The 26,816-nt window shown below is 41.9% G+C and carries 27 protein-coding genes and 1 riboswitch; of the genes, 9 read left to right on the top strand and 18 right to left on the bottom strand.

What is annotated here, in order from left to right; translation table 11 throughout:
- Positions 1-31: 31 nt before the first annotated feature.
- Positions 32-553, bottom strand: coding sequence for a superoxide dismutase family protein (locus tag FGG79_RS13210; RefSeq protein ID WP_481747279.1), 522 nt, complete (start codon positions 551-553; stop codon positions 32-34).
- A 357-nt stretch (positions 554-910) separates the two neighbouring features.
- Here FGG79_RS13210 and FGG79_RS13205 point away from each other — a divergent pair, with 357 nt between their 5' ends.
- Complete coding sequence (locus tag FGG79_RS13205; protein ID WP_138779079.1) at positions 911-1,873, top strand: S8 family peptidase; 963 nt, start codon at positions 911-913, stop codon at positions 1,871-1,873.
- 123 nt (positions 1,874-1,996) lie between these two features.
- Here the strand turns inward: FGG79_RS13205 and FGG79_RS13200 are convergent, their stop codons facing one another.
- Positions 1,997-2,236, bottom strand: coding sequence for a YkuS family protein (locus FGG79_RS13200; protein WP_138779077.1), 240 nt, complete (start codon positions 2,234-2,236; stop codon positions 1,997-1,999).
- Positions 2,237-2,298: 62 nt separating this feature from the next.
- A complete protein-coding gene (locus tag FGG79_RS21815) occupies positions 2,299-2,454 on the bottom strand; it encodes a hypothetical protein (RefSeq protein WP_171050922.1) in 156 nt (51 codons plus the stop codon).
- Between the two features lie 149 nt (positions 2,455-2,603).
- On the opposite strand from FGG79_RS21815, the gene FGG79_RS13195 reads away from it, so the two are divergent.
- On the top strand, positions 2,604-3,041 hold the full coding sequence (locus FGG79_RS13195; RefSeq protein WP_138779075.1) for a ferritin-like domain-containing protein: 438 nt from the start codon (positions 2,604-2,606) through the stop codon (positions 3,039-3,041).
- A gap of 33 nt (positions 3,042-3,074) precedes the next feature.
- On the opposite strand, the gene FGG79_RS13190 is transcribed toward FGG79_RS13195, so the two are convergent.
- The gene (locus FGG79_RS13190) at positions 3,075-5,339 is read right to left on the bottom strand and encodes an ATP-dependent DNA helicase (protein WP_138779073.1); all 2,265 of its coding nucleotides are present in this window, start codon (positions 5,337-5,339) and stop codon (positions 3,075-3,077) included.
- Between the two features lie 101 nt (positions 5,340-5,440).
- Between FGG79_RS13190 and FGG79_RS13185 the strand changes: the two genes are divergently transcribed.
- On the top strand, positions 5,441-6,040 hold the full coding sequence (locus FGG79_RS13185) for a YczE/YyaS/YitT family protein (protein ID WP_138779071.1): 600 nt from the start codon (positions 5,441-5,443) through the stop codon (positions 6,038-6,040).
- A 43-nt stretch (positions 6,041-6,083) separates the two neighbouring features.
- Here the strand turns inward: FGG79_RS13185 and FGG79_RS13180 are convergent, their stop codons facing one another.
- Together FGG79_RS13180 and FGG79_RS13175 are read right to left on the bottom strand one after the other, a co-directional pair.
- Complete coding sequence (locus FGG79_RS13180) at positions 6,084-7,394, bottom strand: ATP-binding protein (RefSeq protein ID WP_138779069.1); 1,311 nt, start codon at positions 7,392-7,394, stop codon at positions 6,084-6,086.
- Positions 7,395-7,720: 326 nt separating this feature from the next.
- The gene (locus FGG79_RS13175) at positions 7,721-8,770 is read right to left on the bottom strand and encodes an ATP synthase beta subunit C-terminal domain-containing protein (RefSeq protein ID WP_138779067.1); all 1,050 of its coding nucleotides are present in this window, start codon (positions 8,768-8,770) and stop codon (positions 7,721-7,723) included.
- A 211-nt stretch (positions 8,771-8,981) separates the two neighbouring features.
- Here FGG79_RS13175 and FGG79_RS13170 point away from each other — a divergent pair, with 211 nt between their 5' ends.
- The 3 genes from FGG79_RS13170 (at position 8,982) to FGG79_RS13160 (ending at position 11,622) form a co-directional block, all read left to right on the top strand.
- A complete protein-coding gene (locus FGG79_RS13170) occupies positions 8,982-9,929 on the top strand; it encodes a glycerophosphodiester phosphodiesterase family protein (protein ID WP_240794276.1) in 948 nt (315 codons plus the stop codon).
- Between the two features lie 173 nt (positions 9,930-10,102).
- Positions 10,103-10,429 carry a cyclic-phosphate processing receiver domain-containing protein gene (locus tag FGG79_RS13165; protein WP_138779065.1) on the top strand — a complete coding sequence of 109 codons (327 nt, stop codon included), beginning with the start codon at positions 10,103-10,105 and terminating at the stop codon, positions 10,427-10,429.
- Positions 10,430-10,548: 119 nt separating this feature from the next.
- Complete coding sequence (locus tag FGG79_RS13160) at positions 10,549-11,622, top strand: aromatic acid exporter family protein (RefSeq protein ID WP_138779063.1); 1,074 nt, start codon at positions 10,549-10,551, stop codon at positions 11,620-11,622.
- Positions 11,623-11,685: 63 nt separating this feature from the next.
- Here FGG79_RS13160 and FGG79_RS13155 read toward each other — a convergent pair whose 3' ends face one another.
- Entirely contained in the window at positions 11,686-12,852 is a 1,167-nt protein-coding gene (locus FGG79_RS13155) for an acyl-CoA dehydrogenase family protein (protein ID WP_138779061.1), read from the bottom strand.
- Positions 12,853-13,041: 189 nt separating this feature from the next.
- Here FGG79_RS13155 and FGG79_RS13150 point away from each other — a divergent pair, with 189 nt between their 5' ends.
- Positions 13,042-13,527: a hypothetical protein gene (locus FGG79_RS13150; RefSeq protein WP_240794275.1), complete on the top strand. Its 486-nt coding sequence runs from the start codon at positions 13,042-13,044 to the stop codon at positions 13,525-13,527.
- Between the two features lie 47 nt (positions 13,528-13,574).
- On the opposite strand, the gene FGG79_RS13145 is transcribed toward FGG79_RS13150, so the two are convergent.
- Positions 13,575-15,032 (bottom strand): alanine/glycine:cation symporter family protein, encoded by a 1,458-nt coding sequence (locus tag FGG79_RS13145; RefSeq protein WP_138779059.1) that lies wholly within the window; start codon positions 15,030-15,032, stop codon positions 13,575-13,577.
- Positions 15,033-15,211: 179 nt separating this feature from the next.
- On the opposite strand from FGG79_RS13145, the gene FGG79_RS13140 reads away from it, so the two are divergent.
- Positions 15,212-15,460: an alpha/beta-type small acid-soluble spore protein gene (locus FGG79_RS13140; protein ID WP_138779057.1), complete on the top strand. Its 249-nt coding sequence runs from the start codon at positions 15,212-15,214 to the stop codon at positions 15,458-15,460.
- 56 nt (positions 15,461-15,516) lie between these two features.
- On the opposite strand, the gene FGG79_RS13135 is transcribed toward FGG79_RS13140, so the two are convergent.
- Complete coding sequence (locus tag FGG79_RS13135; protein WP_138779055.1) at positions 15,517-16,032, bottom strand: DUF421 domain-containing protein; 516 nt, start codon at positions 16,030-16,032, stop codon at positions 15,517-15,519.
- A 70-nt stretch (positions 16,033-16,102) separates the two neighbouring features.
- Positions 16,103-16,741, bottom strand: a complete 639-nt coding sequence (locus tag FGG79_RS13130; protein ID WP_240794274.1) for a uracil-DNA glycosylase — start codon at positions 16,739-16,741, stop codon at positions 16,103-16,105.
- 130 nt (positions 16,742-16,871) lie between these two features.
- Here FGG79_RS13130 and FGG79_RS13125 point away from each other — a divergent pair, with 130 nt between their 5' ends.
- The gene (locus tag FGG79_RS13125) at positions 16,872-17,294 is read left to right on the top strand and encodes a pyridoxamine 5'-phosphate oxidase family protein (protein WP_138779051.1); all 423 of its coding nucleotides are present in this window, start codon (positions 16,872-16,874) and stop codon (positions 17,292-17,294) included.
- A 590-nt stretch (positions 17,295-17,884) separates the two neighbouring features.
- On the opposite strand, the gene FGG79_RS13120 is transcribed toward FGG79_RS13125, so the two are convergent.
- The 8 genes from FGG79_RS13120 to FGG79_RS21810 form a co-directional block, all read right to left on the bottom strand.
- Positions 17,885-19,666: an ABC transporter ATP-binding protein gene (locus FGG79_RS13120; protein ID WP_138779049.1), complete on the bottom strand. Its 1,782-nt coding sequence runs from the start codon at positions 19,664-19,666 to the stop codon at positions 17,885-17,887.
- Positions 19,659-21,416, bottom strand: a complete 1,758-nt coding sequence (locus FGG79_RS13115) for an ABC transporter ATP-binding protein (RefSeq protein ID WP_138779047.1) — start codon at positions 21,414-21,416, stop codon at positions 19,659-19,661. The genes FGG79_RS13120 and FGG79_RS13115 overlap by 8 nt, the downstream gene beginning before the upstream one ends.
- 158 nt (positions 21,417-21,574) lie before the next feature.
- Positions 21,575-23,746 (bottom strand): beta-propeller domain-containing protein, encoded by a 2,172-nt coding sequence (locus tag FGG79_RS13110; protein ID WP_138779045.1) that lies wholly within the window; start codon positions 23,744-23,746, stop codon positions 21,575-21,577.
- Positions 23,747-23,904: 158 nt separating this feature from the next.
- Positions 23,905-24,360 (bottom strand): threonine/serine exporter family protein, encoded by a 456-nt coding sequence (locus tag FGG79_RS13105; RefSeq protein ID WP_138779043.1) that lies wholly within the window; start codon positions 24,358-24,360, stop codon positions 23,905-23,907.
- A 39-nt stretch (positions 24,361-24,399) separates the two neighbouring features.
- Positions 24,400-25,161: a threonine/serine exporter family protein gene (locus FGG79_RS13100; RefSeq protein WP_138779041.1), complete on the bottom strand. Its 762-nt coding sequence runs from the start codon at positions 25,159-25,161 to the stop codon at positions 24,400-24,402.
- Positions 25,162-25,430: 269 nt separating this feature from the next.
- A complete protein-coding gene (thiT, locus tag FGG79_RS13095; RefSeq protein ID WP_138779039.1) occupies positions 25,431-26,027 on the bottom strand; it encodes an energy-coupled thiamine transporter ThiT in 597 nt (198 codons plus the stop codon).
- Positions 26,028-26,099: 72 nt separating this feature from the next.
- Positions 26,100-26,198: riboswitch (TPP riboswitch) on the bottom strand.
- A 78-nt stretch (positions 26,199-26,276) separates the two neighbouring features.
- Positions 26,277-26,576: a hypothetical protein gene (locus FGG79_RS13090; protein WP_138779037.1), complete on the bottom strand. Its 300-nt coding sequence runs from the start codon at positions 26,574-26,576 to the stop codon at positions 26,277-26,279.
- A gap of 61 nt (positions 26,577-26,637) precedes the next feature.
- A complete protein-coding gene (locus FGG79_RS21810; RefSeq protein ID WP_171050921.1) occupies positions 26,638-26,781 on the bottom strand; it encodes a hypothetical protein in 144 nt (47 codons plus the stop codon).
- Positions 26,782-26,816: the final 35 nt, after the last annotated feature.

Below are 26,816 nucleotides of genomic sequence, written 5' to 3'. Positions count from 1 at the left end.
AATGTCGACCCGACTAATGGGTCGACATTTTTTATATCCCATACCCCATGATTACTCCGCATGCCAGTCTTTTTCCTGCGTCTCCAGAAGGCTGCGAGCGAAAGTCATCAGGGTTTTGATGAATAATAACTCCTTTTCCAATGACGTCCTTCACTTTAAACTTATTCGTGAAAAAGGACATTTTGGCATAGCCATCGTTTGAGAATAGAACAGGGAAATCTCCGGCATGATTCCCATGAGGCTGATTTGCTGGGTTCCAATGTCCCCCGGCAGAAGTGAAAGGTTCCTTTGGATCACCTATTTCACAAACTCCCTTTTCATGGAGGTGAAAGCCATGTGGCCCAATCGGTTTTTGTTCACCCTTCCCTTCTTTATATGGAGGCAATCCTGTCACTTCAGCATATACTTCCACCCCATTTTGCACTTCCCGAAAAAAAACATACCCCTGCAATCCTGGTGCTAATGGCCCTCCCTGCACATGAGCGTATGCCATGTTGGGCGCATTCCGATAATAGGAATAAGCAGGATAACCATATTGATAATAATTCATCATTGACCCCCTCCATCACTTTATTTTATGTGGGAAGCAGAGATGACATGATGAAAAAACCGATTCTTCCTTTTTAACCAAACGTTTGTCTAACATCAAGCAACCTTTCAACATCAGGGGTTCACAGGACTAGTCAAACGTTTGTTTAAATTTTTCGTAACCTCGATGAATCCCTCGTCCTTTCCCTTTGGCTATTATGCCTTTATTTTTAAAACTCCTTCCCCTATGCAGAAAACCTAGATACTATGATTGGTTTTATATTCCTATTACTATTATCCCTTTTCATTTTGTCCAAAAAATGTTATATTTTCAGAAACTTCTGATTTTTATTGCACAGTACAAATTTTAGGAGGGATTGATATGCAAGGTGAAATGAGGTTAATTCCATATTTCATGGACGAAATGATGGTTGATACAAATGAAATTCCTAAAGGGATTGATTTAATCCAAGCACCTAGCATGTGGAAGAATGGATATAAGGGGAAGGGTATGACCATCGCCATCCTGGATACAGGATGCGATATGAACCATCCTGATCTATCCGGAAGGGTGAAAGAATTCCGCAATTTCACCGATGATGATGACGGCGCGGAAGATAACGTGACAGATTACAGCGGCCACGGAACTCATGTTGCAGGCACGATTGGTGCAAGTGAAAATGGGAGTGGCGTGATTGGAGTTGCACCACTAGCTGATTTGGTCGTGATTAAAGTTCTTGCTGGTAGTCGTGGTAGTGGTGAGTATGATTGGATCGTAAACGGACTTTTATATGCGATTGAACAAAAGGTGGACATCATCTCCATGTCTTTAGGTGGCCCTTCAGACTACGAACCACTGCACAAAGCCATCCAAAAGGCTGTGGATTCCGATATTTTAGTCGTCTGCGCCGCTGGTAACGAAGGTGATGCAAATAGCAGCACCGATGAATTCTCTTATCCTGCTTCCTACAACGAAGTCATTTCTGTCGGGGCCATCGACCTTCAGAGAAAGTCGTCCTACTTTACGAATTCCAACAATGAAGTTGATTTAGTAGCACCCGGAGAACAAATCTTATCGACCATACCAGGTGAAAAGTATGCTAAACTCAGCGGAACCTCCATGTCTGCTCCTCATGTATCCGGCGCTCTAGCCCTCATCAAAGAATTCGAACAGGTTTCGTTTGACCGATTGTTATTTGAATGTGAAGTGTATGCACAACTGATTAAACGGACGGTACCAATCGGATTTCCGAAAACGTTAGAAGGAAATGGACTGTTATTCTTGACCGCACCAGACCTTTTACGGGAGCATTTGAGAAATCAGCCTCTTGCCCATATCGGGTAAACCTCTTCACATGAAAAAAGGACAGCGGTTGCCACTGTCCTTTTTTCATGTGTATCCGTGTTGGCTCGAACCTTATCCGTTTTTCAATATGTCGAAGCTCCGGTGGCTAAGCCCCCCGATGTCCTAGTGAAATCTGTTTTCAACTTCATGACAGATTTGGTCAGCACTAAGTCCACTTGCTTCGATAACAGGACCTTGTGTTGCCACGTTTTGAATACCCATAACATTCGTATCCATGCCCGTCACGATACAGCAGTCACAGCCGTTTGCATCTGACTCTTGCTTAAGCTCCACTACATCATGCCCTTTTTCACGTAAGGCTTGCACGACGTTTTGTAAGGATTGTTCAACACCAATTCTCATGCCTTTACACCTCCTGGTTTCTACATATAGGTTTTTCTTTCATTGAAAAAGATATTCGTCATTTATTTTTTATTTATTTGTTTTCCACTTTTTTTCTGACTTTGCCCCTTCTCATTCTCTATCTGAATATCAGATGCAAACTCCACATCGTTTTTAGCTTTTTGCTTCGCCAATTGTTCAGATGTTTGGTCCATACTTTTCTTTCCTTGTTTAGACATTCTCATCCCTCCTCGGACTTTTATAGAATTAGAATCCCCTATTAGAGGCAAAATATTTGAAGAGCATCCGATTCTACTCACAATGTTTAATATTCAAGATGCCGGGTAAATCATTAATATAACAATAATTTAAAGGGTGGTATTTACAAATGGATGAAGCAAAATTAAATGAGTTAATTGAAGGATTAAATGAAGATTTAGCAAATGAATATGCTGCAGTTATTCTTTACACAAATTACGCTGCTGTAGTCAGCGGTTTATATCGTCAAGTATTAAAACCTTTCTTTGAACAGGAAATTCCTGATGAACAAGGACATGCTCTTTACTTAGCTGAAAAAATCAAAACATTAGGCGGACATCCTACAACGACTCCTGCCCCTGTTAAACAAACAGACGATGTGAAAGAAATGTTGGAAGAAGGCCGTAAAGCAGAAGCTGATACAATTGAACGCTATAAAAAACGTAAACAACAAGCTGAAGAATTGGGTCTTGTTGAGCTTGGAATCAAACTTGATGATATGCTAGCAGATGAAACCCATCACCTTGAAGAGTTTGACCGCTTGTTAAAGGATCCTTCTTTTAACTAATACGGGAAAGACCGCTATTATAGCGGTCTTTTTTTATGTGAATATCCGGAAGTCCTTCCATTCATCAAGCAATAGGGACTGATATTTAGGAGTCAGGTAACGGTCATCGACCAGCTTCAGCACTCCGCGATCCTCTTCAGACCGAATGAGCCTCCCCCCTGATTGAAATACTTTATTTAGCCCGGGGTATACATAGGCATAATCATACCCATTTTTCCCCATCTCGTTAAAATAGTCCTTGATGATTTCCTGCTCCTTACTCGGCTGGGGAAGTCCAACTCCTATAACGATCACACCCTCCAGCCGATCACCTTTAAGATCAATCCCCTCCGAAAAGATTCCGCCTAATACAGCAAATCCAATGACCGGGCACTCTCTACCGCTTCTGAATTCCTGAAGAAAAGCTTCTCTCGCATCCTCTTTCATGTTGGACTCTTGAATCATTAATACTGCGTCCAATGACTTCTCATTCATTTCCTCAAAAGCTTCCTGCATATAGGCATAGGATGAAAAGAAGACCAAGTAATTTCCTTTATACTGATTGAATGTTTCTTCTATAGAACGTGTAATCGAGGAAAGGGTCCGTTGTCTGTCTTTAAACCTTGTGGAAATTGGATGAATCCCTATCTGCCACTGTTCTTTCTCGAATGGTGAAGGAATCAAGAACCGATAATCTTCTTCTCCTCCACCCAACTGTTGAAAATAATAGGAAAAAGGATGGAGTGTAGCAGAGAAAAATACGGAAGAATGGTAGGAATTCGTGATATGTTTAATCAGATTTGAGGGGTCCATGCAATAAAGCTTCACCTCTAATTCATTGGAGCTCAGGTTGATCACAAAGCGATGTTCACTGGAAAACAGATGGGCTATCCTCACAAAACCGAGAGCATCGAAATACAATTGCAGGAACTCCTCAGACATGTCTCCTTCCCCCAAACTTTTTTCAGCTATTTCAATGAAACTCTCCAACTCGTCCAGTAGCTCTGTATCTAGATCATTCCGGACATCTTCTCCTTGTTCATTTTTCAATCGGAGGAACTGCTTGTTGACAGCAGTTATCCGTTGCTTCAATGCCTTATGGTCAGGATACATTCTTTTGATTTCCAGGAAAGCGGATTTTTTTAGGGTAGCGGAATACATTTCCCTTCCCCGCCCAACAAGATTATGGGCTTCATCTATCAGAAGAGTCGTCCTTTTCTTACTTTCTTCGCTCATTCTTTTTAAGGAAACCTTCGGATCGAAAATATAGTTGTAATCGCAGATGACACCGTCCACTAAGTAGGAAAGATCGATTGAATATTCAAAGGGGCATACCTTATGCTTATTGGCATAGGTCTCAACGATTGGACGTGTGATGACTGTTTCGTTCGACAGTATATCGATCAGCGCTTCGTTAATTCGATCATAATAGCCATTGGCGTACTCACAATACTCTTTCTGACAAATCGTTTCTTCTTTAAAGCAGATTTTGTCTTTCGCCGTAAGGGTAACGGTCCTTTGTGACAGCCCTTTTCGTTCTAACAGGAGCATGGCCTCCTCTGCTACCGTACGGGTGATTGTTTTGGCGGTCACATAATACCATCTTGAATTCCCTTCTTTCGCGGCCTTAATGGTCGGAAATAAGGTGGAAATGGTTTTACCTGTTCCCGTTGGCGCATTTGCGTACAGAGATTTGGATTCAGAGACTGTTTTATAGACGGCACCGGCTAGTTTTTTCTGCCCTTTCCGATAAGAAGGATAAGGAAAGCCCAGCTCACCAATGCTTTTCCTTTTATCTTCCTGATTGCTTAATAAAACAAACGCGAATGGAGTATAGGCAATGAGAATCTCGTTTACGATGCCTTCAAGCTCTTCAATGGTATACATATGGTTGAATGATTTCGTTTCTTCTGATTCAACCTCTATGTAAGTGAGCTGTACCCCCACCTTTGTAAGCTGTTTTTCTTTCGCTAAAAGGTACGCGTAGCATTCCCCTTGAGCCCAGTGGACCCGGGAGCCAGATTCGATCTGATCCAAACTTTTTGCCGTTGACTTAATTTCTTCCACCATCACTTCCTCGCCGTCATAGTGGATGCCATCACAACGTCCCTCGATTTGATAGAGAATATCTTCAATCACTTCTTCCCCCTTCAGAAAGACCTCTTTCTCATCGCCGTCCTTGTATTCTTTCTGTAATTTCTGATGGAGTCTTGTCCCAAGGGTCATGGAGGAACGGGCTTGAAAGCGTAAATCTATACTTCCTTCCCGAAACACATACTCCACTAATTCTCTGACAGATATTTTTACGATATTCTCCATAGGTCGTTTCACCTCATGCTTTCACACAGATTTAATGATTCTAACTTTTTCCCGGTGCTCATATATATTAGACATGCTTTTTGGAACGGAGGATTTGGGGAATGAAGACAAGATTCGTCTTTTATTGCATAGGATTACTAGCTCTATCATTTGGGGTTTCACTAATTATCAAAGGAGACTTGGGTGCGGCTCCATGGGATGCACTTGCCGTCGGGGAGTCGACTCTACTTCACCTTTCAATCGGGACATGCATCTTCATGAATGGATGTCTCCTCATCTGCATCAACGCCCTGCTATTGAAAGAAAGGATTCAATGGCTCGCTGCTCTCTCCATTTTTGTCATCGGAATGATGGTTGATTATTGGATAACGTCCGGACTTAAAGTGGTAGAACCGGTCGGATTCGCTCAACAGTTGTCCCTCGTAATGATAGGGATTTTCCTGTTGGGGATTGGAATATCAATCTACCTTCAGGCAGGGCTCCCTTCAAGCCCAATGGATACCTTTATGGTCGCAATCCATAGGCGCTTCGGATTAAATATACGTAATTCTCGTTTACTAAATGAAGCGATCGCCATCACACTGGCTATGGTATTCCATGGAGCCGTCGGCATCGGGACCGTCATTGTTGCCTGCACGCTAGGATTTATCATTCATATCTTCTATCCTATCATGGAACGTATGTACGATAAATGGAGTTGAAGAATTTAACTGATTATACTAAAAAAACGCTTAGTCCTTTGACCTAAGCGTTTTGGTTGTTCATAAATCTGTTTGCTGATTTGGAATCGTATTTAACAACTTTCTCACTATTCAATGGTAAGGAGATGGTCGCTGACGTTCCCTTATTTACAATGCTTGAATAATGAACATGCCCACCCATTGCTTCAATGATTCTTAGTGACACGGACGTTCCAAGGCCGGTTCCTTGATCTTTAGTTGTGTAAAATAATGTCCCGATTCTCGCAACCTGTTCTTTCGTCATTCCTTTTCCTGTATCTTTTATCCTGACGATTGCTTGTGTGTGGGTAACCTCTAAACTAACCGTTACGTTGCCCTGTGAAGGTGTTGCCTCAATCGCATTCTTAATGATATTGACGAATGCCTGCTTCAATTTATTTCTGTCTGTTAACAGAAATCCATCCTCTTTCACGTTTGACTCTAAATGGACACCTTCTTTCAGAGCATAAGCATTTAGAAGGAGAGTGACATCTGATAGGACGTCTTTCACGTTGATTTTCTCTATCTTCTCAAACTCAGGTTTGGCAAAGTTCAAATAATCATTAATAATTTCTTCCGCCCTGCCCAACTCACTTAACACTATCTTCAGGTATTCATCATGATCGCCATTCACCTGTTTCTTCATTAACTGAAGAAAACCTTTGACCACTGTTAGCGGGTTTCGGACTTCATGAGCGATGGAAGCTGCGAGTTCCCCTAAGGTGTTAAGCTTTTCTGACTTTAAGATTTCTTCCCTCAATAACTTCTTTTCTATCATCCATTCATTGAGTTGAGCTGCAAGCCCCACTCCAACTACCTGAATTCCACCGAATATGAGAACATAGATCCCCATCTCTTTGTTGCCAGAAACTGGGACACCTGAGATGAACGCAAAAGACAAGAGGATGCCCAACATGACCAGTGCAGGCCAAAATCCAAGTAACACAGCGAAGTTAACGCGTTTCCTTGGAGAAAAAGACCAAAACCGACTGGAAATCAAAAATGGCATAAGCCCAGCTAGAAACGCACTAATGAATCCGAAAACAATCGCATCGCCACCATTGATGATTCGCGCAGTTAAAATGAATAAAAATACGATGACTCCTGCTTTCCTTCCCCCATAAAGCATAGAAAGAACCAACGGGATATAACGGAAATCCCAATACAGACCGAAACTTTCATATGCAAAAATCAAACACATGAACGCAGCTATCCCATGCAATACACCTATAAAAATAGGAGATTTCCCGAGCCTATGGTTCTCAAGGAGCGAAGTTTGAATAAGGACAGGTGCCAATATGATCAGTACATGTAACAATAATTTCTCGACCAGCATCGATTTGTCTCCCAAAATTAAAATGTATTACATTACACATACGACAAATTCCCTTCAAATCCTCTTTCATCTTCCAAAAAAAAACAAAAATCTCCCATACAAACTAGATGAGGGACGGACCTCGCCATTTCTGTCGAGGTCCGTCCCTACAATATTTATGCTTCTCATCCCACAGAATACGAAATGGCGGCATGATCACTCAATCATTTGAATTTAATTCAGGGAATGTGAAAGGTCCGTCCCTCCACATTTTGGTTCTATTTACCCTTATATTCTATCTCTATCCGAGGTCCGTCCCTCGGATAGAGTTCCTCAGGTCAGGTTGTTTATTTCAGCTGTCCTTTGTAGGTGAGGTCTTTGGGGTCTTTGTGGTTATATTGGCCTTGGAGTATTTGTTGGATGTCTTGGATGGTGTTCTTGATCGGTACCGTTTGCCCTTTGGTCTTTGTAAACTCTTCTGCTACGAAGAAGGGCTGGCTCATATATGCTTCCAGTCGTTCTCCTATTTGAAATAGCTCGAGATCTGCTTCTGGTATTTTCTCCTTGCCGATGGTGTTCATCAGAACGCGAATTTCCTTATATCGTCTAAGTACTTTTTTCGCTTTCTTGTGAGTAGCCGTGTGGCTTGGGTCCAACGCGTCATCTTCAAGAAGAACTGACGTAGATTGCACGGGATGAATGGCCGGGTAGATCCCCCGTGTCGCAAGATCGATATCGAAATAGCATAAGGTATCCAATGGTCCGAATGGGTCATCTTCATCGACTGCTTCTCCACTCGGATCAAATAAGATCGTGGTGATATCGCCATAATCTTCCGCTTCGAATCGTTCACGTAACTCATACAATGCCCCTGACACGATAAACGAGCGGTCAACATATAACAGAATACTTTCTTTGTTCCCAACGAGTGACACTTCTGCAAATGCATCCTCTAATGTATGACACTTCGCATCTACGAATTCTTCCAAATCACTCAAACCAGGATAGGCTTTATCTGGCGTTAATAAGATCGACTGATAACCCTTACCTTTTAATACACTTGTCATTTCTGCCAATACAACAAATTGACCAATCTGTGATCTGGCCACGAATCCATTCGTCCCACCCTGAATAATCGGTGCAAATAAATCAATCGGTTTAATTCCCGTTTCAATCATACTTAATTTCCCTCCTTGAATAATTAATTCATCCAATGTGCAATTTGCCAGATTTGCCAGAGTAACGAGCGTTTTGACTTCGGCACGTCCAACCGATATCTTCCCTGTGCATAAATTTGAAACGGTGGCTGGCCTTAACCCCACTGATTTAGCTGCAGTCGTTAAATGAGGTACTCGCCGACGTAGCAATGACACATTTAATCTTAAATGTTCTTTCATGGTAAACGCCTCCCTTACTTAATAAGGTAATTTATTTTACTTTAAAAAGCAATAGCTTTTATGTTAAAACGTAAAAAAATTGCTTCAAAGAGTAATACAGAAACCTAATTATAATGTTCTACCTAAATCTTTTCATAATTTGTTGTCCTAAATAAACAAGGCCCTACCTATAATAGAAAAAAGAATCTTTTCTTTAAAAGGATGAAAGCGCATGAAAAATATGAACCTCAAAATCTCAAACCCTTCTAAAAAACAGCGCTTCATCATCCTCACAATGGTGATCGCTTTCTTTGTCTCGTTTTCCATCATTGTGTATTGGCTACCTGTCAAAAAGGCTGCTTCCCCTCTTTTCTTTCAACAAGAAAATGGTCGCCCCCTTGTCATCGCCCATCAGGGAGGTAAGCTCCTTGCTCCTGGAAACACAATCGAGGCGTTCGGGCATGCTGTGGATTTAGGGGTCGATGTGATTGAAACAGATATACATATAACAAAAGACGGCCACTTAGTAACGATCCATGACCCTACGGTGGATGCCACAACAAACGGAAGTGGGTATGTTAGAGATTACACGTTGAAAGAGCTTCAGCGCCTTGATGCTGCATACCACTTTCAAGATCTCAAGGGGGCATTTTCTTATCGGGGTAAGCATGTATATGTACCAACGCTCGAAGAAGTATTTCAACGGTTTCCTAACACGAAAGTAAATATCGAAATCAAAGATGATAATCCTCAAGATCGGATAGAGGAAATCATTCAGAAATTACTAAAGCTCCTTACAGAATATAATATGGAAGACAAAGTCCTCATCGCCTCATTCGACCAGAACATTATTAATCTAGTTGAAAAACACTCGCGAGGAAGGGTGGCAACCCAAGGCGGAAGACAAGAAGCAAAGAAATTCGTTATCTTCCAAAAATTGTTTCTAAGAAACTTATACAGGTCCAACGTCGATGCCTTTCAGCTTCCTCTTCAAGAAGGGAACTTAGACCTGACACAGCCCATCCTAATCAACGGGGCTCACCGCATTGGACTCTATGTTCACTATTGGACGATCAACGATAAAGACACGATGGAACGACTCGTAAGGAACGGGGCTGACGGAGTCATTACGGATCGACCTGATTTATTATTAGAAGTTGTCAATAATAAGGAATCTTGAATATTCTATTCATCGCAGATTTTTCTCCCCACCTTATTCAAATCAAGATTCCTCCCTAAAAACCCACAAAAAAATTACAAGTATATTTGTAATAATCATACTATATACCTATATAAGTATTTGTCAATCTCTGATAAGGTTAAATTAAGTCAAATGACGAAAGAAGAATAAATATGACAGTAAATGTGTTTTTAGACGATTATCGACACTGTCCTGAAGGATACATTCTTGCGAAAGATATCGATGAATGTATTGACCTGCTACTTAATTTTTCTATCGATCACCTTTCATTGGATCATGACTTAGAGAGTAAGACACGGAATGGCTTAATGCTTGTACACTACATGGTGGAAAAGCAATTATTCGCTGAACGAATCACGATACATTCCGCAAACTCTGGTGCTGGCAAACAGATGTTCAGGTATTTAAAAGAGGCTCAGAAGGCAAGCAAGATGCCTCAAGCCATCAAGATTTTATTACGACCTCTGCCTCTAAGATGAGTTATCATATATCAAGAACTGTTCTTCTTTAGAACAGTTCTTTTTTGTCAATGGATTTAAATTGACTTTTACTTCCTTTATAATTGAAGAGATAGTATTTTGCTAAAGAGGGTTAAATGATGGATTATCTTAAAAAATTTCAGTTTGTCGGAGGAAGAATTGCCAAAACGGGCATCGCTGTATTTCTTACAGCGTTTATTTGTGGGTTGATGAATTGGCCGGCGACCTTTGCTGTGATTACAGCCATCGTCACGATTGAACCGACCGCTGCCAACTCAATAAAAAAGGCATTTATACGCTTCCCAGCATCCGCTATTGGAGCTTTATTTGCGGTGATCATCACTCATACATTAGGAGATCATGCCATTACATATGCACTGGTAGCTCTCCTGACCATCATCACCTGCCATAAACTTCATCTCGGAGCAGGGATACTGGTTGCCACTTTAACAGGAATCGCAATGATTCCCACGATCCATGATCACTATGTTGCCACGTTTTTCATCCGCCTTGGGACGACTACAATCGGGCTAATTGTATCTACATTGGTAAACCTGTGGATCCTGCCTCCAAAATATTCACAAACGATTTCGACCAACATTCATAATCTTTACTTCAAAACGGGAAATTTATTGGAAAGAAGAGGGTCTGAAGTTCTGCAGAACCATTCCCTCCATAAGGACACCAAATTGATATTCAATGATATTTTAAGAGAGATCGAGTCGACGGATACGCTTTGTGAATATCAAAAGGAAGAATGGAAACTTCATCGCTCGAGCCGTCAGGAAATGCGCTACTTCCATTATGAGTACAAAAAACTTAACATTTTAAGACAGATTCTTTTTCATATCGGGAACTTGATCTATCTTCCCGTTCAGTATTCTTTCAGTAATGAAGAGAAAGAAAGGATCTTGGATGCAACGCAAAGTATAAAGGGAATCATGCATCATCCATCGTTCCATATATCTGAACAGCATTTCACCCTAATGAAAAACCTTTTGGAAGAATTCTGGGATGATCATGAAGGGCTTCATATGAAACCATTCCAATCCATGAAGCATCATTTTTCCTGTGAAACCGTTATGCTCTATGAACTCTTGTCCATTCACGATTTGATTGAAGAATTGAGTGAAATCCACATATTAGAAGAACAGCATCAAACCGTATTGGAAAAAGCATTATATCCTGAATAAGTCATGAGGCGTTTTCTCCTCAGCCAAAAAGGTATAGACGGAATCGTCTATACCTTTTTGGGATTATTTTAAAGCGATTTTCGCCAACACCCCGATAACCATGTCATCCATCGGCGGGTTATGAAGGCCTGCCCTCACATCGCGATAATATCGCTGCATTGGGTTTGAGCGGAAAAGACTCTTTGCTCCGACAATTCTCATGGCTGTATCAACAATCTGGAAAGCGCTGTTCGTGACGACATGTTTGACGGAAGCAAGCTCTTGTGCCATGTCTTTCCGCTTTTGAGGTTCTCTCCCCCACTTATCAGCCACTGAATAAAGAATTTGTCTGGCTTTAAACAGTTCTAGTTCCATTTCTCCGATTTTCCTCTGAACTTCAGGTACATCCTTGATCGGTCCGGGCAAACTGTTTGGGGAATAATCTTTCGCGAATTGAATGGCATAATTTCGTGCTGCAATCGCGACTCCAATGTAGCAAGCAGGTATATGAAGAAGCCATGCTTTAGGTATGTCATTCTTTCCATCCGGATTTAATCCGTCACGTTCGACAAGTGCTGATGGCGGGACCTGAACATCTGTAAGAACAAGGTCATCACTACCTGTTCCCTTCATAGACATCGTATCCCACGTCTCATCGATACTTACCCCTTCTATATCATGATCTACAAGAAAGAAACCCTTTTCGTCTGTGTCACCGATTGTTGCTGATACTAAAGAATAGTCCAGCACTCTCGCCATCGAAGTAAAGGATTTCCTTCCAGTTAATGTCCATCCTTCTTCGGTTTTCATCGCTTTTGTCTCCGGTAGCCCTCCACGCGTCGGACTACCTGTTGCTGGTTCTGTCGCAGCCCGGTTAATAAGTGCATAGTTAGCTGTGATCTTCTCACAAAGATCCTTGAATACCTCTTCTTCCCACAACCGGGTTTCCGTCAGTTCCATCAATCCTCCGAGATGCCAGCCAATGGATAATGCTGTTGCAGCATCTCCTGTGGCAAGTCTTTCCTGGATCATCACTAGCTCATATAGACTGATTTCTTCCCCTCCATACTCTTTAGGAAGGGATAATGCCCCATACCCACTTTTCTTTAGGTCTTCAAAATTTTCATAAGGAAAAGCATCTTGCCTATCATACGCTTCCCCTCGTTCAGAAAACGAATCCGCAAGCCTCCCTGCCAATCCAACCAGCTTCCTTTGGCGTTCATTTTGTATATACGATTCATATAAGTCCATGGGAACAGCACCTCCTAGTTAATGCATTGCGTTAACTCTCCATTTATCATAATCAATTTGAATCTCCAACTCAAAGATATTGTTTACTAATCTGATCGGAATACATTTTCATCTCTATCCGTATAATTTCCTTTCCAATGTACCATTCTAACGTTAAGATATTTTGCGATTCTTTAAGGGGGAATCACCTTGAGTCAACATAAAAATAAACTTTACATACTCGTACTGATGCTCATTTCGTGGACATTTCTCATATTAGCTGGAAAGGAAAGTATTAAACGATATTTACCTGCCTCACTATTCATGTCTGTGCTTGTTTATTCTGAAAATGTATTGGCAGAAAGGCTGAAATGGTGGACAATCACGACGAAAATCTTTCCGAAAACGAATGGTATTTTACCTTTTACCTTAGGGGTTTTCCTGAGCGGTTCAATATGGATTCTTAAATTCAGTTATAAGAACTTTTATCTTTATGTATTCGTGAATATTCTGGTCGATGCATTCTTTACATACCCGTTCTACTCCCTTTTCAAAAAGCTCGGTGTGTGGAGAATGGTTGATTTAAGACAATACCAATTATCAATCCTATTCTTTATTAAATCCCTGCTCATGTATGCTTTTCAAAAATATATTGGAGACCCGTTTTATTTCTCTGATGAAAGCTCAGTTTCATAAACAATAAGAAGCCTGTTGCCACTTCGGCAACAGGCTTCTTACGTTTATTATGATGCGTTTTCTTTGTCTTCCACTTTATATTCTTGTTCCCAGAACTCTGCATTTTTAATACCGAGTTTCGTTGAGTTGAAGACGGGATCAAGACCTTGTTTCTTCTGCTCCTCATAATCCTTCAATGCTTTAAGAGCTGGTTTTGCCAAGATGAGGATGGCGATCAAGTTCAGCCAGACCATGATTCCAAGGCCGATATCACCCAATGCCCACGCTAATGCTGCTTCTCTTACAGCCCCATAGAAAGTCGCTCCAAGCAAGACGAACTTCAAGATTGTCATCGCTACCTTCGAGTTCTTTCCTCTTAATAAATAAGCGACATTTGTTTCTGCCATGTAATAGTAAGCCATGATCGTTGTAAAAGCAAAGAAGAATAATGCGATCGCAACAAATGAAGCCCCGAAACCAGGAATCACTGATTCAATGGCTGCCTGCGTGTATCCTGGTCCTGCTTCAATGCCCTCTAAATTGTTCGCAAGCATCGTTCCATCGGGCCCTTCTGTATTGAAGGAACCTGTGAACAAAATCATGAAGGCTGTTGCCGTACATACAAGGAGGGTATCGATGTATACCGAAAACGCTTGGACCAAACCTTGCTTAGCAGGATGGGAAACCTCTGCAGCCGCTGCAGCATGTGGCCCAGTACCCTGACCTGCTTCATTGGAGTAGATTCCACGCTTCACTCCCCATGACACTGCCATCCCAATGATTCCTCCGAAGGCCGAATCAACTCCAAAAGCGCTTTTAAATATCAAAGAAAAAACAGCCGGAATTTCCGTAATATTCATTCCTACAATAATAAGAGATAAAAGAATATAGGCAATGGCCATAAATGGAACGACGTATTGAGCGACTCCTACAATACGCTTCACTCCTCCAAAAATAATGACGGCAAGTAATACCACAAGACCGATTCCTGTTACCGTCGTATTAAGACCAAATGCATTTTCAAGACCTAATGCAATGGAATTCGATTGAATCCCCGGCATTAAAATGCTCATGGCCAGCAGCGTTGCCAATGAAAAGAGAACTGCATACCATTTCCAGCCGATTCCTTTTTCAATGTAATAAGCAGGTCCCCCACGATATTCTCCGTCCTGCTTCACCTTATAGATTTGTGCCAACGTCGATTCTATAAATGCACTGCTCGCCCCAATAAAGGCAATCGTCCACATCCAGAACACTGCTCCTGGACCACCAAAGGCTATCGCTGTTGCCGTACCGGCGATATTTCCAGTTCCAACACGTCCGGATAATGAAAGCGCCAAGGCCTGAAATGAGGATACACCTGCACTGGAGCTTCCTCCCTTGAACATTTGGGCCACCATGTCCTTGATCAACCGCACTTGTAAAAACTTCGTTAAAATTGAAAATAGTAAGCCAACACCCAAGCAAAAATAAATCATGACCGGAGACCAAAGGACCCCTACCAACTTGCCAATGAATTCTTCCATGGCATTTCCCCCATTTCTTTCACAAAATTATCTAACTATTAAGAATTATATTTTATTTGACATAATATAGACAATCTTTTTTTATTCCTCTTTCATTGCAACAGATAGGAAACCCTTATAGAACAAGTCTTTTTACTTATAAAAAAAATTTAGGGCATTCTAATTGAAGGGGTGATAATATGCCGAAAAGAAAACTTCTAGTACCTGAATCGCGAGAAGCGATGGACCAATTGAAAGCGAAAGTATCAGGTACACAGGACCCGAAAGATGCGAAATATGAAATCGCCAGGGAACAGGGAATTCCACTTCAAAGGGGCTATAATGGAAAATTGACATCGGAGCAAGCAGGAAAAGTCGGCGGTAGGATTGGCGGTAGTATGGTTAAGGAGCTTGTGAAAATGGCGCGGGAAAATCTAACGAAACAGTAGGCTCACAGGTTATAGACAAGAAAAAGATGGCATTCCTTCTGAAATGCCATCCAACTTTATTCTGAATATCCTCTAACGTGCTTCATGACCTCACCATCTGTATCATTTGACTTGCCGATGACCGAAAATCCTCCATCCGCTTCGAGAATCACCATTTTCACATCATTCAATGATCCATATCCATTATCCCTGACAGCCTGAAAAACATCCATTTCGGCTATTCTTTCCTTTTTCATTCTCTCACTTATAAATTGATCCTGATAATATAAAAGACTAGGTGAAGACTTCACCAACTGATCGATTGTGTGAGATCGTACAGATAACCAAGCGACCACATATTGCATTCCAATCAAGACCAGATATGCTGTCACACCTTCCACCAAGGGTACTTTCTTATTCAGGAGAATGATTCCAAGCACCGAACCGATCCCCACGGTTACAATCAAGTCAAAGGCATTCATCTTAGATAAAGTCCTTTTTCCTGATACCCTTAATAGAACAACCAGAGATAAGTATCCGAGTACTCCAACTATTATGATTCGGTATATGCCATACCACGTTCCAAAAAACATCTGTCATCACCTTTACATTCATTTTCCTTACGTTTCCCATTCAATTAGGGCATAAAACATGAATGGCTCATTATTTTTCCCTAAAGAGTTCTTTCAACACTTCAAGGTCTTTGTAAATCTCTTTCTCCAACGAACGATTATAAAATATGGAGGCCGGGTGATAGGTGGGAAAAATGTGAAAAGCCTCATCACTCATCCCCCATTCATTCGTTTCAGGATCCACCAATCGCCTAACGGGTGAATAGATCAACTTACCATGCACTTTAGAAATGGTGTATTGCTTACCCAATAATCGCTGTAATCCTATATTCCCCAATGTCACTAGCTGTTTCGGCTTGATGTGCTGCATCTCATAATCCAGAATCGGAGCATGGGCAACCTGTTCTTTACTATTCGGTGCCCTATTATATTTCTTTTGAATGATTTCACCATCATTGGTTTGTTTTGAGACGATTTTGTAAGGTCTGCTTCTAACCGTAGAAGTGAAATAGATCTCTTCCCTTGAAACGCCTAAGTAGTGAAAGAATTCATCCAGCACCTTTCCTGCCCGCCCGCTAAATGGCAATCCATTGTGAATTTCGGTTTCTCCAGGAGCTTCCCCTACAATCATAATGGACGGCGTTTGCGGGCCACGGCCATACACAAACCCTTCACAGGCGAATGGCTCCATCCTCTTCTTGCAAAGTTCTACCAACTCTTCGGGTATCATAGGCATCCTCCTTCATTTTTGGTTATTTCCGCTATTCCCGATAAGCACACTGTGTACACATTCCTATGTTTATTTCGCCTTATTAAAAGGAATAGTATGGTTATATGACTGATTAAAGGAGATGGATTAAGTGTCACAAGTTGAACTGAAACAACAAATCATAAAGGTTCTTGATGAAAGTAAGATAGGAACGCTTGCAACGGTTAAAAATAATAAGCCACATTCAAGATACATGACATTTTCACATGAGGACCTTACAATGTATACACCAACAAATAAGCAAACACATAAAGCTGATGAAATTGAAGATAATCCAAATGTTCATATCCTTCTTGGCTATGAAGGAGAAGGCTATGGGGACACCTTCGTTGAAGTGGAAGGCCGAGCTTCTATTGAAGAGTCTGCCCATTACAAAGAAAAATTATGGAATGACCATATGAAGCGTTGGTTTGAAGGTCCGGACGACCCGAATTACATTGTTTTGAAAATCGAGCCTACTGCCATCCGCTTAATGAATGATGAGGAAGATTCACCTCAGTCACTTGAATTATAACAATTTTAACCCTTGACACGTTTTAATATTGATGTTATATTTAGTTATTGTAATCTTGTAACATACATTAAAACGATAGAGAAGATAATTCGTAATTCTATTCTGTTTTGATTTAACAACTTATTCACACTGGATCGGCTTCGGAGCCGTTAGGATGTAAGAGAGGTAGGGCTTACGTCGTTTAGGTATATCAAACGACTCAAGGAATTGCCCGCGGCTGTTTATTATCTGCAAACAACATACAACGTTCAAGATATAAATATATTACTTGTGATGTTGCAAGTTACAGAGTTGCCTTTTATCCGATCAAAGGCAATACGAGAGGGATCACTAACAGGATGATTAGCCCCTCTACAAAGAGAAACACCTCAAAAGTGCTGACTTTTGAGGTGTTTTTTATTGTTCTGGCTGAAAAGGATGGTTTCATGGAGTAGAGCTGCATATTTTTGACCAGTGTCAGCCGTTCACTTCCTTTTTATTTTCAATTCCATTATATTTATTTTCAAAAAGTGGATTTTATTTTCAATTTTGCAGATTTTATTTTCAATCCCCACGTTTTATTTTTAAATCGGATATTTCCCTCGCCTCGCCTAACCGCTTTCCTTCAACTGACTATGATACAACCCATGATAGAATCCTTTCTGTTTGAGAAGCTCATCATGAGATCCCCTTTCAATGATCTTCCCTTGTTCTAATACCAGGATTTGATCAGCCTGGCGAATTGTGTTCAGGCGGTGTGCCACCACCACACTCGTCCGTCCCGCCATCAAACGTTTGAGGGCTTCCTGGATTTTCAACTCTGTTATCGTATCAATACTGCTTGTCGCTTCATCCAGGATGAGGATGGAGGGATTGGAAAGGATCGCCCTTGCGATAGACAGCAGCTGTTTTTGTCCCTGGCTGATGCCGTTTCCATCAGGGCGTAACAGAGTGTCATAGCCCTCTGGCATTTTTTCTATAAAAGAATGGGCATTTGCGAGCTTTGCTGCATCCCTTACCTCTCCATCGCTGGCATCTAGCCTCCCATAACGGATATTATCTGCAATCGTTCCTTGAAACAGGAAGCTATCCTGCAGGACAAACCCCATTTGCTGACGTAAGCTTTTCCGCTTAATCGATTGAATGTTCTGATCGTCAATCTCAATACTTCCTTCATTCAGCTCATAAAAGCGGGACAGGAGATTGGTGATTGTCGTTTTCCCGGCGCCGGTCGGTCCAACCAGGGCAACGGTTTCACCTGGTGCGATGGAAAACGATACATCCTGGAGCGTTTGATCTCCTTTTTCATAGGAAAAGGATACATGGCGAAACTCCACTTTCCCTTCAACTGCATCGATTTCCGTAGAATCTCCTTCATCGTTTGCTTCTTCCTCTTCATCTAATATTTGAAACACACGCTCAGCGCCTGCAATGGCCGAAAGGAGCGTATTATATTGATTGGCAAGTTCATTCAGCGGGCGGGTAAATTGACGGGCATATTCAGCAAAGATCACGATGACACCGATTGTAATCATGCCATTTAAAGCGAAGATCCCCCCCACTCCTGCAATGACGGCAAAGCTTAGATTGTTCAACACATTCATGAGCTTCGGTATGAATCCTGAATACGTATCTGCCCAATAAGCAGCCGTTCGCAGTCGTTGATTCTTTTCGCGGAAATCCTTAATCGCTGTTTCTTCCCTTGAAAAGGTCTTGATGATGGTATGACCTGAAATCGTTTCTTCGATATATCCGTTCAATTCACCGATATTCTGTTGATATTGCTTGAATAGGCGGCCAGTCCTTTTCGTAATCCACTTCATACCAAGTACCATAAGGGGAACAATGGTCATTGTAATAAGTGTCAGAAGCGGACTGAGCCAGATCATGATCGATACGGTCCCGACCAGTGTAAGGATACTGGATATGATTTGAATGAATGAACTATTCAAGGTAGCACTCACATTATCGATATCATTGGTCACCCTGCTCATCAGCTCTCCATGCTTCCGCTTATCAAAGAAAGGGATGGAAAGCTGGTGTAATTGATGAAAGAGATCTTTCCGTAACCGGTAGACCGTATCCTGTGCGACACCGATCATCCAATAATTTTGGAACCACACTGAAAGGGAGTGAAAGATATACACCGCAATCAAACCGATAACTAATCCTGCCAACCCAGACGAAGTCTTCGTCACAATATAGTCATCAATTGCTTTTCCTACAAGGAACGGCCCCATAAGCGACGCTGCTGAACTAATGATCACCATTAAAATGACAAGATACAATATCACTTTCATTTCAGAGAGATAGTTCCATAATCGGCGGAGGGTACCCTTTGCATCTTTCGCTTTATCGTTCTTTCCCAATTGCTTTCCCACATGTCTAGACATGATGGATTTCCCCCTCTCCGAACTGAGATTGATAGATATGTTGATAGAGACGTGAACCTTCCAAAAGGGAGGCGTGGGATCCCGATCCGATCAACACCCCATCTTCCAGAAGGAGAATTGTATCCGACTCCATCGCTGTACTGATTTTCTGGGTGATGATCATGGTGGTGCATTCATATTGCTTCAGTGCATGGAGGAGCTTGAATTCGGTGTTTAAATCTAGTGCACTTGTACTATCATCCAGTAATAGGATTTTCGGCTTTCGAATAAGTGCTCGGGCAATCGATAGTCGCTGTTTCTGTCCTCCAGAAAGATTGACCCCTTTCTGTCCGAGGACCGTGTCATATCCATGGGAAAGGTTCAGGATGGTTTCATGAATCTGCGCGTCCTTTGCTGCTTGAATCATTTCTTCCCTGGTCGCATCTTCTTTCCCCCATAAGAGGTTCTCAGAAACGGAGCCGGAAAACAGGATGACTTCCTGAGGGACATATCCAATATTCTTTCTTATCCCGTCCAGAGGAATGGATCTGATGGGCCTGCCATCTAGTTCAACAAACCCCTCCGTTGCATCGTAAAGACGAGGAATGAGCTGGAACATGGAGGTTTTCCCTGATCCTGTAGCTCCTAATATGGAAACTGTCTGGCCAGCTTCGACTTTAAACGAAATATTCTGGAGAACGTTCACACGGGTTGTGGGATATTGAAACGAAACATCCTTAAAGATGATGTCACCCTTAACCTCGGGATTTTCCAGATTGACTTCCTCTCCATCCTTTAAGTCAACCTCTACTTGAAGGACTTCTTCCACCCTTTGTGCCGAAGCTCTTGCTCTTGAAAAGCTTGTGATGATGAATGAGAAAATGGAAAAGACAGAAGAAATTCTCGTAACATATGTGACGATTGCCACGACTTCCCCAACCTTCGCCCCACCTGCAGCTACATTAATACTCCCGAACCACAAAACGGAAAGAAGGGCGACATTCATCACCAGCATCAAAAGAGGCATAATGATCTCCATAAAACGGAGGGCACGGACAGTTCGATTCTTCAAATCTTCATTCGCACCATGAAATCGACTTTCTTCATATTCGCTTCTCGTATATGCTTTGATCAACCTCATACCGGAAAGGTTTTCCTTCATGACCTCGTTCACTTTATCCAACCGGGACTGAACTCTTTCAAACAGGCGCCATCCCCGTTTTAGAACCCATAACAGGAACATCCATAAAATCGGGATCACGATTAGTAAGATAATGGCAAGGCGGGCATTTACAATCAATGCCATAATCGTTGATCCGATGACAAGCAATGGGGCTCTCAACATGATCCTAAGACTCATAAAAATCGTGTTTTGAAGCTGCCTTACGTCATTGGTCATCCTGGTGATGAGAGAAGATGACGGAAGCTTATCAAAGCTCGCAAACGAAAATGATTGCACCTTCTTATAGAGACTTTCCCGCACGTCATATCCAAACCCTTGACTCGTTTGAGCGGCAAAAAATGAATTCGTTACACCTGAAATAAAAGCAATGAGGGACATCCCCACCATGATGAATCCCCATCTTAATACGACATCCAAATCTTCATTCAGAATCCCTTCATCGATGATCCGTGCCATGAACAGCGGATTCAATAATTCTACTGCAAGCTCTACCAGCATTAAACTCCAGGCAATCGCCATGGCAATCCGGTACGGCTTTAAAAAGTGTATGACCTTCAAACGAACACCCCTCTTACGTGATTCTGCCATTATGTATATATGTATCATTCTATCGTTTTTTTATGCTGGGGGGTAGTTGGAAAGTGCCTGGTGAACGTGTCAGGTGCTTTTAACAAAAGCGAACCTTCCTTAGAAATCGATCAGTAAAAAGAGGCCACGCTTCGCACGGCCTCTAATCGCAGCTCGAATCAGTATAGATCTACTGAATGACTCTCTCTAAAATCGTCCAGAGAATATGAAGTGATCTGATGGTTTGAAATGGTGTACAGCTGATCATCGATATAGAGGAGTCTTTGAACTTGATCTTCCCACTGCTCATAAAACTCTTTGTCTTTCCTTTCTTCAGCAACGAGCTTTGATTTCAATACGATTCCTTTTTCAGGAGTGATCTCATACAGGAGCGCACCTTGATAGTCGAAATCGAGCTCATGGCTACTATTATCTGTTTCATTGTAAACAGAAATCGGAAATCCATAAAGATGCCTCGAAGCCTCATGCAATAAGGCTTTATGATCTTCTAACAAAGAGGAATGAGTCCCTGCCCCTCCAATGATTTCTGTATCCGTTTCCTTAGGATGGTGAAAGTCTGTAATATCAAACAACGAAATCTTCATTCCGTTCCGTGTGATTCTCGGCTCTATACTTACTTCATTTTTATCATTCACCACACTCGTATCATAGCCAAATCCGATAAGGTGATGGTCATCAATCGGGTGGAGATAGGTGCTGAATCCAGGTATTTTCAACTCTCCCATCACTTTTGGATGAGCAGGATCCGACGCATCAATGACGAATAATGGATCCACTTGTTTAAAGGTTACGATATACGCCTTGGCTCCCATGAATCTAACAGAATAGATTTTTTCTCCCCTTGCCAAATCCTTTACTTCTCCAACGTTTTTCATAGTTGAATCTAATATATATAGTGCATTGGACGAAGGGGTATCACTGTTCCACACCTCCCCTTTTGTCGTGGCAATTCGAAAATTCCCTTCGTACTCATCCATTGAGAATTGATTTAACACTCTTCCCTCTACACTCCCTGATGAGGTGTATGCGATTTCCCCATTTCGAACGGCAAATTTATGAATTTCCGTGTCAGCAGAAGCCCATTCATTTTCTTCATATTTTTCTACTGCGACATACAGATTCTCTTTCGACATATACACTGCATTTCCGCCCCCAAGATAGGATTGAACAGTAAGGGGAGCTTTAGGATCCTCCATGTTCAACGCCGTCAATAAGGTATAGTTCGGAGAATAGGCTTGGGGAAAATATTTGATGTCTTCCACTGGAATTGGTTCGGTTTTATCCCCGGTCAAACTATCTTTCATTCTCGGTCTCAAATCAAGATTTTCGTTCCGTTCAAGCATCCAGTAGTTTGGGAACATATTCGAAATCAAGTAAACGTTAGAACCGATTTTCCTTGACGTTACATACTGCCCTTCCAGCTCCACCCTTCTAAGCAGGGTTGGGGTTTCCTTATTCGAGATATCATACAACAGTGCTACGGTCATCCCGTCCACCGGCATGATGGCCGATATGTTCTTTTGTTCATTCTCTTCATAAAGAGGAGGTGAAAAGCTTGTGCCGATAATGAGAAGCGTCTCTTTGTTTATGAAAAGGTGTTGTGGCTGCAGGTCTTTGAACGAAACGGATGAAACCATCTTCATTTCATTCACCGGTTTCGCCTTTGTGATCATAAGCCGCCCATCGGTTGCTTGGTAGATATAGTTCCCATCCGTCTTCACTCTGTCTCCTTCATCGACACCTTGAACCTGATTATTCGTTTCAGAGAACTGAGAGGACGATTTAGAAGATTCTAAAGACACACGATCTTCCATGGTTTGAGTTTCGATTTTCTCTCCCCTTCCAAAAAACGTTGTATTTTCTTGATTCAATTTGATGACTCTCTTGAAATAATTTGTCAACGCTTCCTTCGATTGTATGCTTGGTAATTGAGAGGTAACTGTAAAGGGTATCTCTGTGTCTCCATCATAGGAGAATCCCCATTTGGTTGTTACTCTTGGAGATATATGAAGTGTGAATGGGTGAAGTTCAGAAGGATATCCTCCTGGAGGTGCAAACACTTGCAACGATTTTCGATCATCACTCAATTTCAGGTCTACATCAACCCTCTTTCCGCCGTAGTCTTTGACATAGATGTTTTGTAAAGTCACGGTCTCTTTCTCAAGAGCGGCAGAAAATTGCAGATTCCAAGATTGATTATCCATCACAAGAAGATCTTCAGTCAGCTTCCCGTCCACCGTCACAACAGGTCTTTGGCTATACATGAACGTTCCTAGTCCAATCAGCAGAACAACACCAGCAAGAATAAGCAGATACGATCTCTTACTCACGGCATGACCCTCCTATTTGTCATATTTGTTGATTAGACGTTCCGGAGAGGAAAGCGTTACATGATAAGAGGAGCTTAACAACAAAGGATCGCTAGAATTCACCACAACGATAAAGAAGACAATAGAAAAAGGACCTCACAAAAGTAAGGTCCGTCCCTCTATCTCATTCGTCTCGCACTTGCATTTACTTTGGCGTTTTGGATGACTTGGTTGATGACTTCTGAGAAGATGAGTCCGATGGCGATGGACCCTGATATCATGAAGGCTTTCGCGGCCAGGTTGATGGCGGCATTGTAATCGTTTTGAACGAAGTTTCTCATCGCATCGTACGCAAGTCCTCCAGGAACGAGAGGGATGATCCCGGCAACCGAAAAGATGATGACCGGGGTTTTGTACATTTTCGCAAACACCTGACTGATCACAGCAACGACAAATGAGGCAAGTAACGTAGCAAGAACGGTGTCTGCCTCGTTAAAACTCATGACGATGTAGATGATCCAGCCTAACATTCCGACAATTCCACATTTGAAAAGGGACTGTTTTGGCGCATTGAAGATAATTCCGAATGCCGCTGCGGCAATGAAACTGGTGACTAATTGTTCGATGATGAGCATTCTCTTTTCACCTCAATCTATTTTAACGAAATACACCCTCTACGTCAGAGTGAAAACGACCGCAATACCGGTTCCGATTGCGAAAGCCGTCAAAAAGGCTTCTGCCCCCTTTGACAAACCCGATACTAAATGCCCGGCCATCAAGTCCCGGACCGCGTTGGTAATAAGGAGACCAGGAACAAGTGGCATGACGGATCCGATGATAATCTTATCTAATTCCTGTCCCACTCCAAGTTGGACAAATCCGTAAGAAAGCATCCCAATAATGAATGACGCCAGAAACTCTGCAAAGAACTTTATCGGAACAAAGCGATGAAAATAGATCAAACTGGTAAACCCGATTCCGCCTGTAATTAATGCCGGGATGAAGTCCTTCCACATTCCCTGGAACATGATGAGGAAACACCCGCTTGCAATCGATGCGGCCGCTACTTGTATCAGGAAAGAATAAGATAAATCTGACTGATCCAGCTTTTCAAGGGCATTGTAAGCTTCTTCAATGGTGAGATGCCCTTTGCTGATTTGTCTTGAAATGCTATTCACAAGAGTTACCTTTTCCAAATCAGTTGAACGTTCGTTAATGCGGATCAGCTTCGTTTTCGTTGGTTCAGATGTTTCGATCGAGAAGATGATCCCCGTGGGGGTCACATAGCTGTGGGATTCTTTTATGCCATAAGAGGCAGCGATACGCATCATCGTATCTTCCACCCGATAGGTTTCCGCCCCGCTTTGCAGCATGATCTTCCCTGCCAACAGGCTGACCTCCATAATGTCATATCTTCTTATCATTTTTGCTTCCATACGATCTCTCCACACCTGCTATTTTTTGAATAGGTCTAGTGTATAGGAAAGCATGAGTGTAAGCAATGAGGATGGATCAAAAAAAAGAGATTATAGGCTAGCGAATGCCTACTGAGACGTTCTTGGTTCCCATCCCTTTTATTAACGAGCATAAGTAAGCCTTGTGCATTGAGTATATTAGAGAACCGCGCCTTCTGCCCGATGTTTCTAGAACCCAGGTTATTTCCTCTCAAAAAAAAACCGGCCCCAGGAGGACCAGTCAGTTTTTACTATGATGCCTTGCGGGTGATTTCTTGATGATGTGTCCTAACTTTGATCAACCTCGGTGCGATGTTGGTGATGATCACCAGCGTAATCGAACATAGTATCGCAGAACCGATCATGGTGATGCCATTCACGACTAAAGAAAAGAGCAACGGGGACATGTCATCTGGTGCATACTCGGCAAAAAAGACGAAGCCTGCGATAAAGTGCCAAACATATCTGGCAAGACTCCCTAAAAATGTCGCGATGATTACCCACATGATGGCTTTAAATCGACTGTTATCCCCTAATGCCGACTGAATCTTACCAGCTAAGAGCCCGGCAAGACCGATAAAGGCAAAAGCGATGAAATACTCAATCACCATTTGAACAGGCGTGGCAATCCACGCATCCCCGAGGACAATCTGCAAGATTCCCCACACAAAGCCGGCCAAGACCCCGGCTCTAAAGCCTCTTCGATAAGATAATAGAAAGATAGGGACCATCGCAATCGAAATAGAGATGCTTGGTGATAACTTAATAGAAGGAAGCAAATCAAGAATCACAGCAAATGCTGCCATCAATGAAGCTTCCAGTAGTACAACAAGACGTAAATTCTTCATAAAAAAAATCCCCCTAGGTTAATGAAACGAGACCATAAGAAGGATGAGTGGACAATCTGAAATAAGCAACATTACGCTTACTTTCCACATCCCTACGCTAGTGCTAACTAACAGGTTCAGAGGGTTAGAACAATATGTTCACTCTCAGCTTTCGCTCCCCTTGTGGTAACGTCTATAAAGTTATGATTATTTATTATACATGAATAATGAAAGATTGAAAGGTAAATAGATTCTTTATAGCAGCCTTGATTATGGTTTCTCACTCAGAGGGTCATGAAGTATGATGATGGGCATTGATTTAGGGGTAACCATGAATCCGTATACCTTTCCATCCTTATCCTTATATGCAACAGAGTAATCTCCAAACTGTGGTGAGAATTCCACGTTTTGGTATTCAAGATCCAGATCTTGATACTTCAGGTTCACATACAAATTGGTAGCCATCCTTGCTGTCAGGTGCTGTACGCTCGATATCCGATTGGCTATTATAATAAGAATGATGGCTAAAGCTACCAACATGACTTTCTTGGTTCTGGATAATCTGATCATTCACCATGCCCCCCTTTCATATCCTTATAACTACTATACTCTTACACTATCTATTATATACCTATTCACTTACCCATGACAAAAGAGCTACTTTTTTTAGCAGCTCTTTTTTTCTCACTATTGAATTTCTACCACTTTCAACTACTGAATCGGCATGAAAGTACAATTCGTAAAGCTCTTCTAAATGATCTCGATCTTCTGTCAATGGCCATCCCTCCTTTACTATACCTATTAGTCGTT

This window comes from Bacillus sp. BHET2, from assembly GCF_005938125.1.
In the GTDB taxonomy this organism is placed as follows: Bacteria; Bacillota; Bacilli; order Bacillales; family Bacillaceae_B; genus Rossellomorea.
Note: the sequence above shows the minus strand (reverse complement) of the source record. Positions and strands in the feature narration are given on the sequence as shown.

What these genes read in the sequence shown, in the direction of transcription:
- FGG79_RS13105 (WP_138779043.1), bottom strand. Translation starts at nt 24,360, where the DNA reads ATGCTCATCATCGAACAATTAGTCACCAGTTTCATTGCCGCAGCGGCA.
- FGG79_RS13145 (WP_138779059.1), bottom strand. Translation starts at nt 15,032, where the DNA reads ATGGAAGAATTCATTGGCAAGTTGGTAGGGGTCCTTTGGTCTCCGGTC.
- FGG79_RS13160 (WP_138779063.1), top strand. Translation starts at nt 10,549, where the DNA reads ATGGATTATCTTAAAAAATTTCAGTTTGTCGGAGGAAGAATTGCCAAA.
- FGG79_RS13190 (WP_138779073.1), bottom strand. Translation starts at nt 5,339, where the DNA reads ATGGAGAATATCGTAAAAATATCTGTCAGAGAATTAGTGGAGTATGTG.
- FGG79_RS13115 (WP_138779047.1), bottom strand. Translation starts at nt 21,416, where the DNA reads ATGGCAGAATCACGTAAGAGGGGTGTTCGTTTGAAGGTCATACACTTT.
- FGG79_RS13200 (WP_138779077.1), bottom strand. Translation starts at nt 2,236, where the DNA reads ATGAGAATTGGTGTTGAACAATCCTTACAAAACGTCGTGCAAGCCTTA.
- FGG79_RS13100 (WP_138779041.1), bottom strand. Translation starts at nt 25,161, where the DNA reads ATGGAAGCAAAAATGATAAGAAGATATGACATTATGGAGGTCAGCCTG.
- FGG79_RS13180 (WP_138779069.1), bottom strand. Translation starts at nt 7,394, where the DNA reads ATGCTGGTCGAGAAATTATTGTTACATGTACTGATCATATTGGCACCT.
- FGG79_RS13210 (WP_481747279.1), bottom strand. Translation starts at nt 553, where the DNA reads ATGATGAATTATTATCAATATGGTTATCCTGCTTATTCCTATTATCGG.
- FGG79_RS13170 (WP_240794276.1), top strand. Translation starts at nt 8,982, where the DNA reads ATGAAAAATATGAACCTCAAAATCTCAAACCCTTCTAAAAAACAGCGC.
- FGG79_RS13130 (WP_240794274.1), bottom strand. Translation starts at nt 16,741, where the DNA reads ATGATACCCGAAGAGTTGGTAGAACTTTGCAAGAAGAGGATGGAGCCA.
- FGG79_RS21815 (WP_171050922.1), bottom strand. Translation starts at nt 2,454, where the DNA reads ATGTCTAAACAAGGAAAGAAAAGTATGGACCAAACATCTGAACAATTG.
- FGG79_RS13165 (WP_138779065.1), top strand. Translation starts at nt 10,103, where the DNA reads ATGACAGTAAATGTGTTTTTAGACGATTATCGACACTGTCCTGAAGGA.
- FGG79_RS13135 (WP_138779055.1), bottom strand. Translation starts at nt 16,032, where the DNA reads ATGTTTTTTGGAACGTGGTATGGCATATACCGAATCATAATAGTTGGA.
- FGG79_RS13140 (WP_138779057.1), top strand. Translation starts at nt 15,212, where the DNA reads ATGCCGAAAAGAAAACTTCTAGTACCTGAATCGCGAGAAGCGATGGAC.
- FGG79_RS13205 (WP_138779079.1), top strand. Translation starts at nt 911, where the DNA reads ATGCAAGGTGAAATGAGGTTAATTCCATATTTCATGGACGAAATGATG.
- FGG79_RS13090 (WP_138779037.1), bottom strand. Translation starts at nt 26,576, where the DNA reads ATGATCAGATTATCCAGAACCAAGAAAGTCATGTTGGTAGCTTTAGCC.
- thiT (WP_138779039.1), bottom strand. Translation starts at nt 26,027, where the DNA reads ATGAAGAATTTACGTCTTGTTGTACTACTGGAAGCTTCATTGATGGCA.
- FGG79_RS13175 (WP_138779067.1), bottom strand. Translation starts at nt 8,770, where the DNA reads ATGAAAGAACATTTAAGATTAAATGTGTCATTGCTACGTCGGCGAGTA.
- FGG79_RS13120 (WP_138779049.1), bottom strand. Translation starts at nt 19,666, where the DNA reads ATGTCTAGACATGTGGGAAAGCAATTGGGAAAGAACGATAAAGCGAAA.
- FGG79_RS13185 (WP_138779071.1), top strand. Translation starts at nt 5,441, where the DNA reads ATGAAGACAAGATTCGTCTTTTATTGCATAGGATTACTAGCTCTATCA.
- FGG79_RS13155 (WP_138779061.1), bottom strand. Translation starts at nt 12,852, where the DNA reads ATGGACTTATATGAATCGTATATACAAAATGAACGCCAAAGGAAGCTG.
- FGG79_RS13195 (WP_138779075.1), top strand. Translation starts at nt 2,604, where the DNA reads ATGGATGAAGCAAAATTAAATGAGTTAATTGAAGGATTAAATGAAGAT.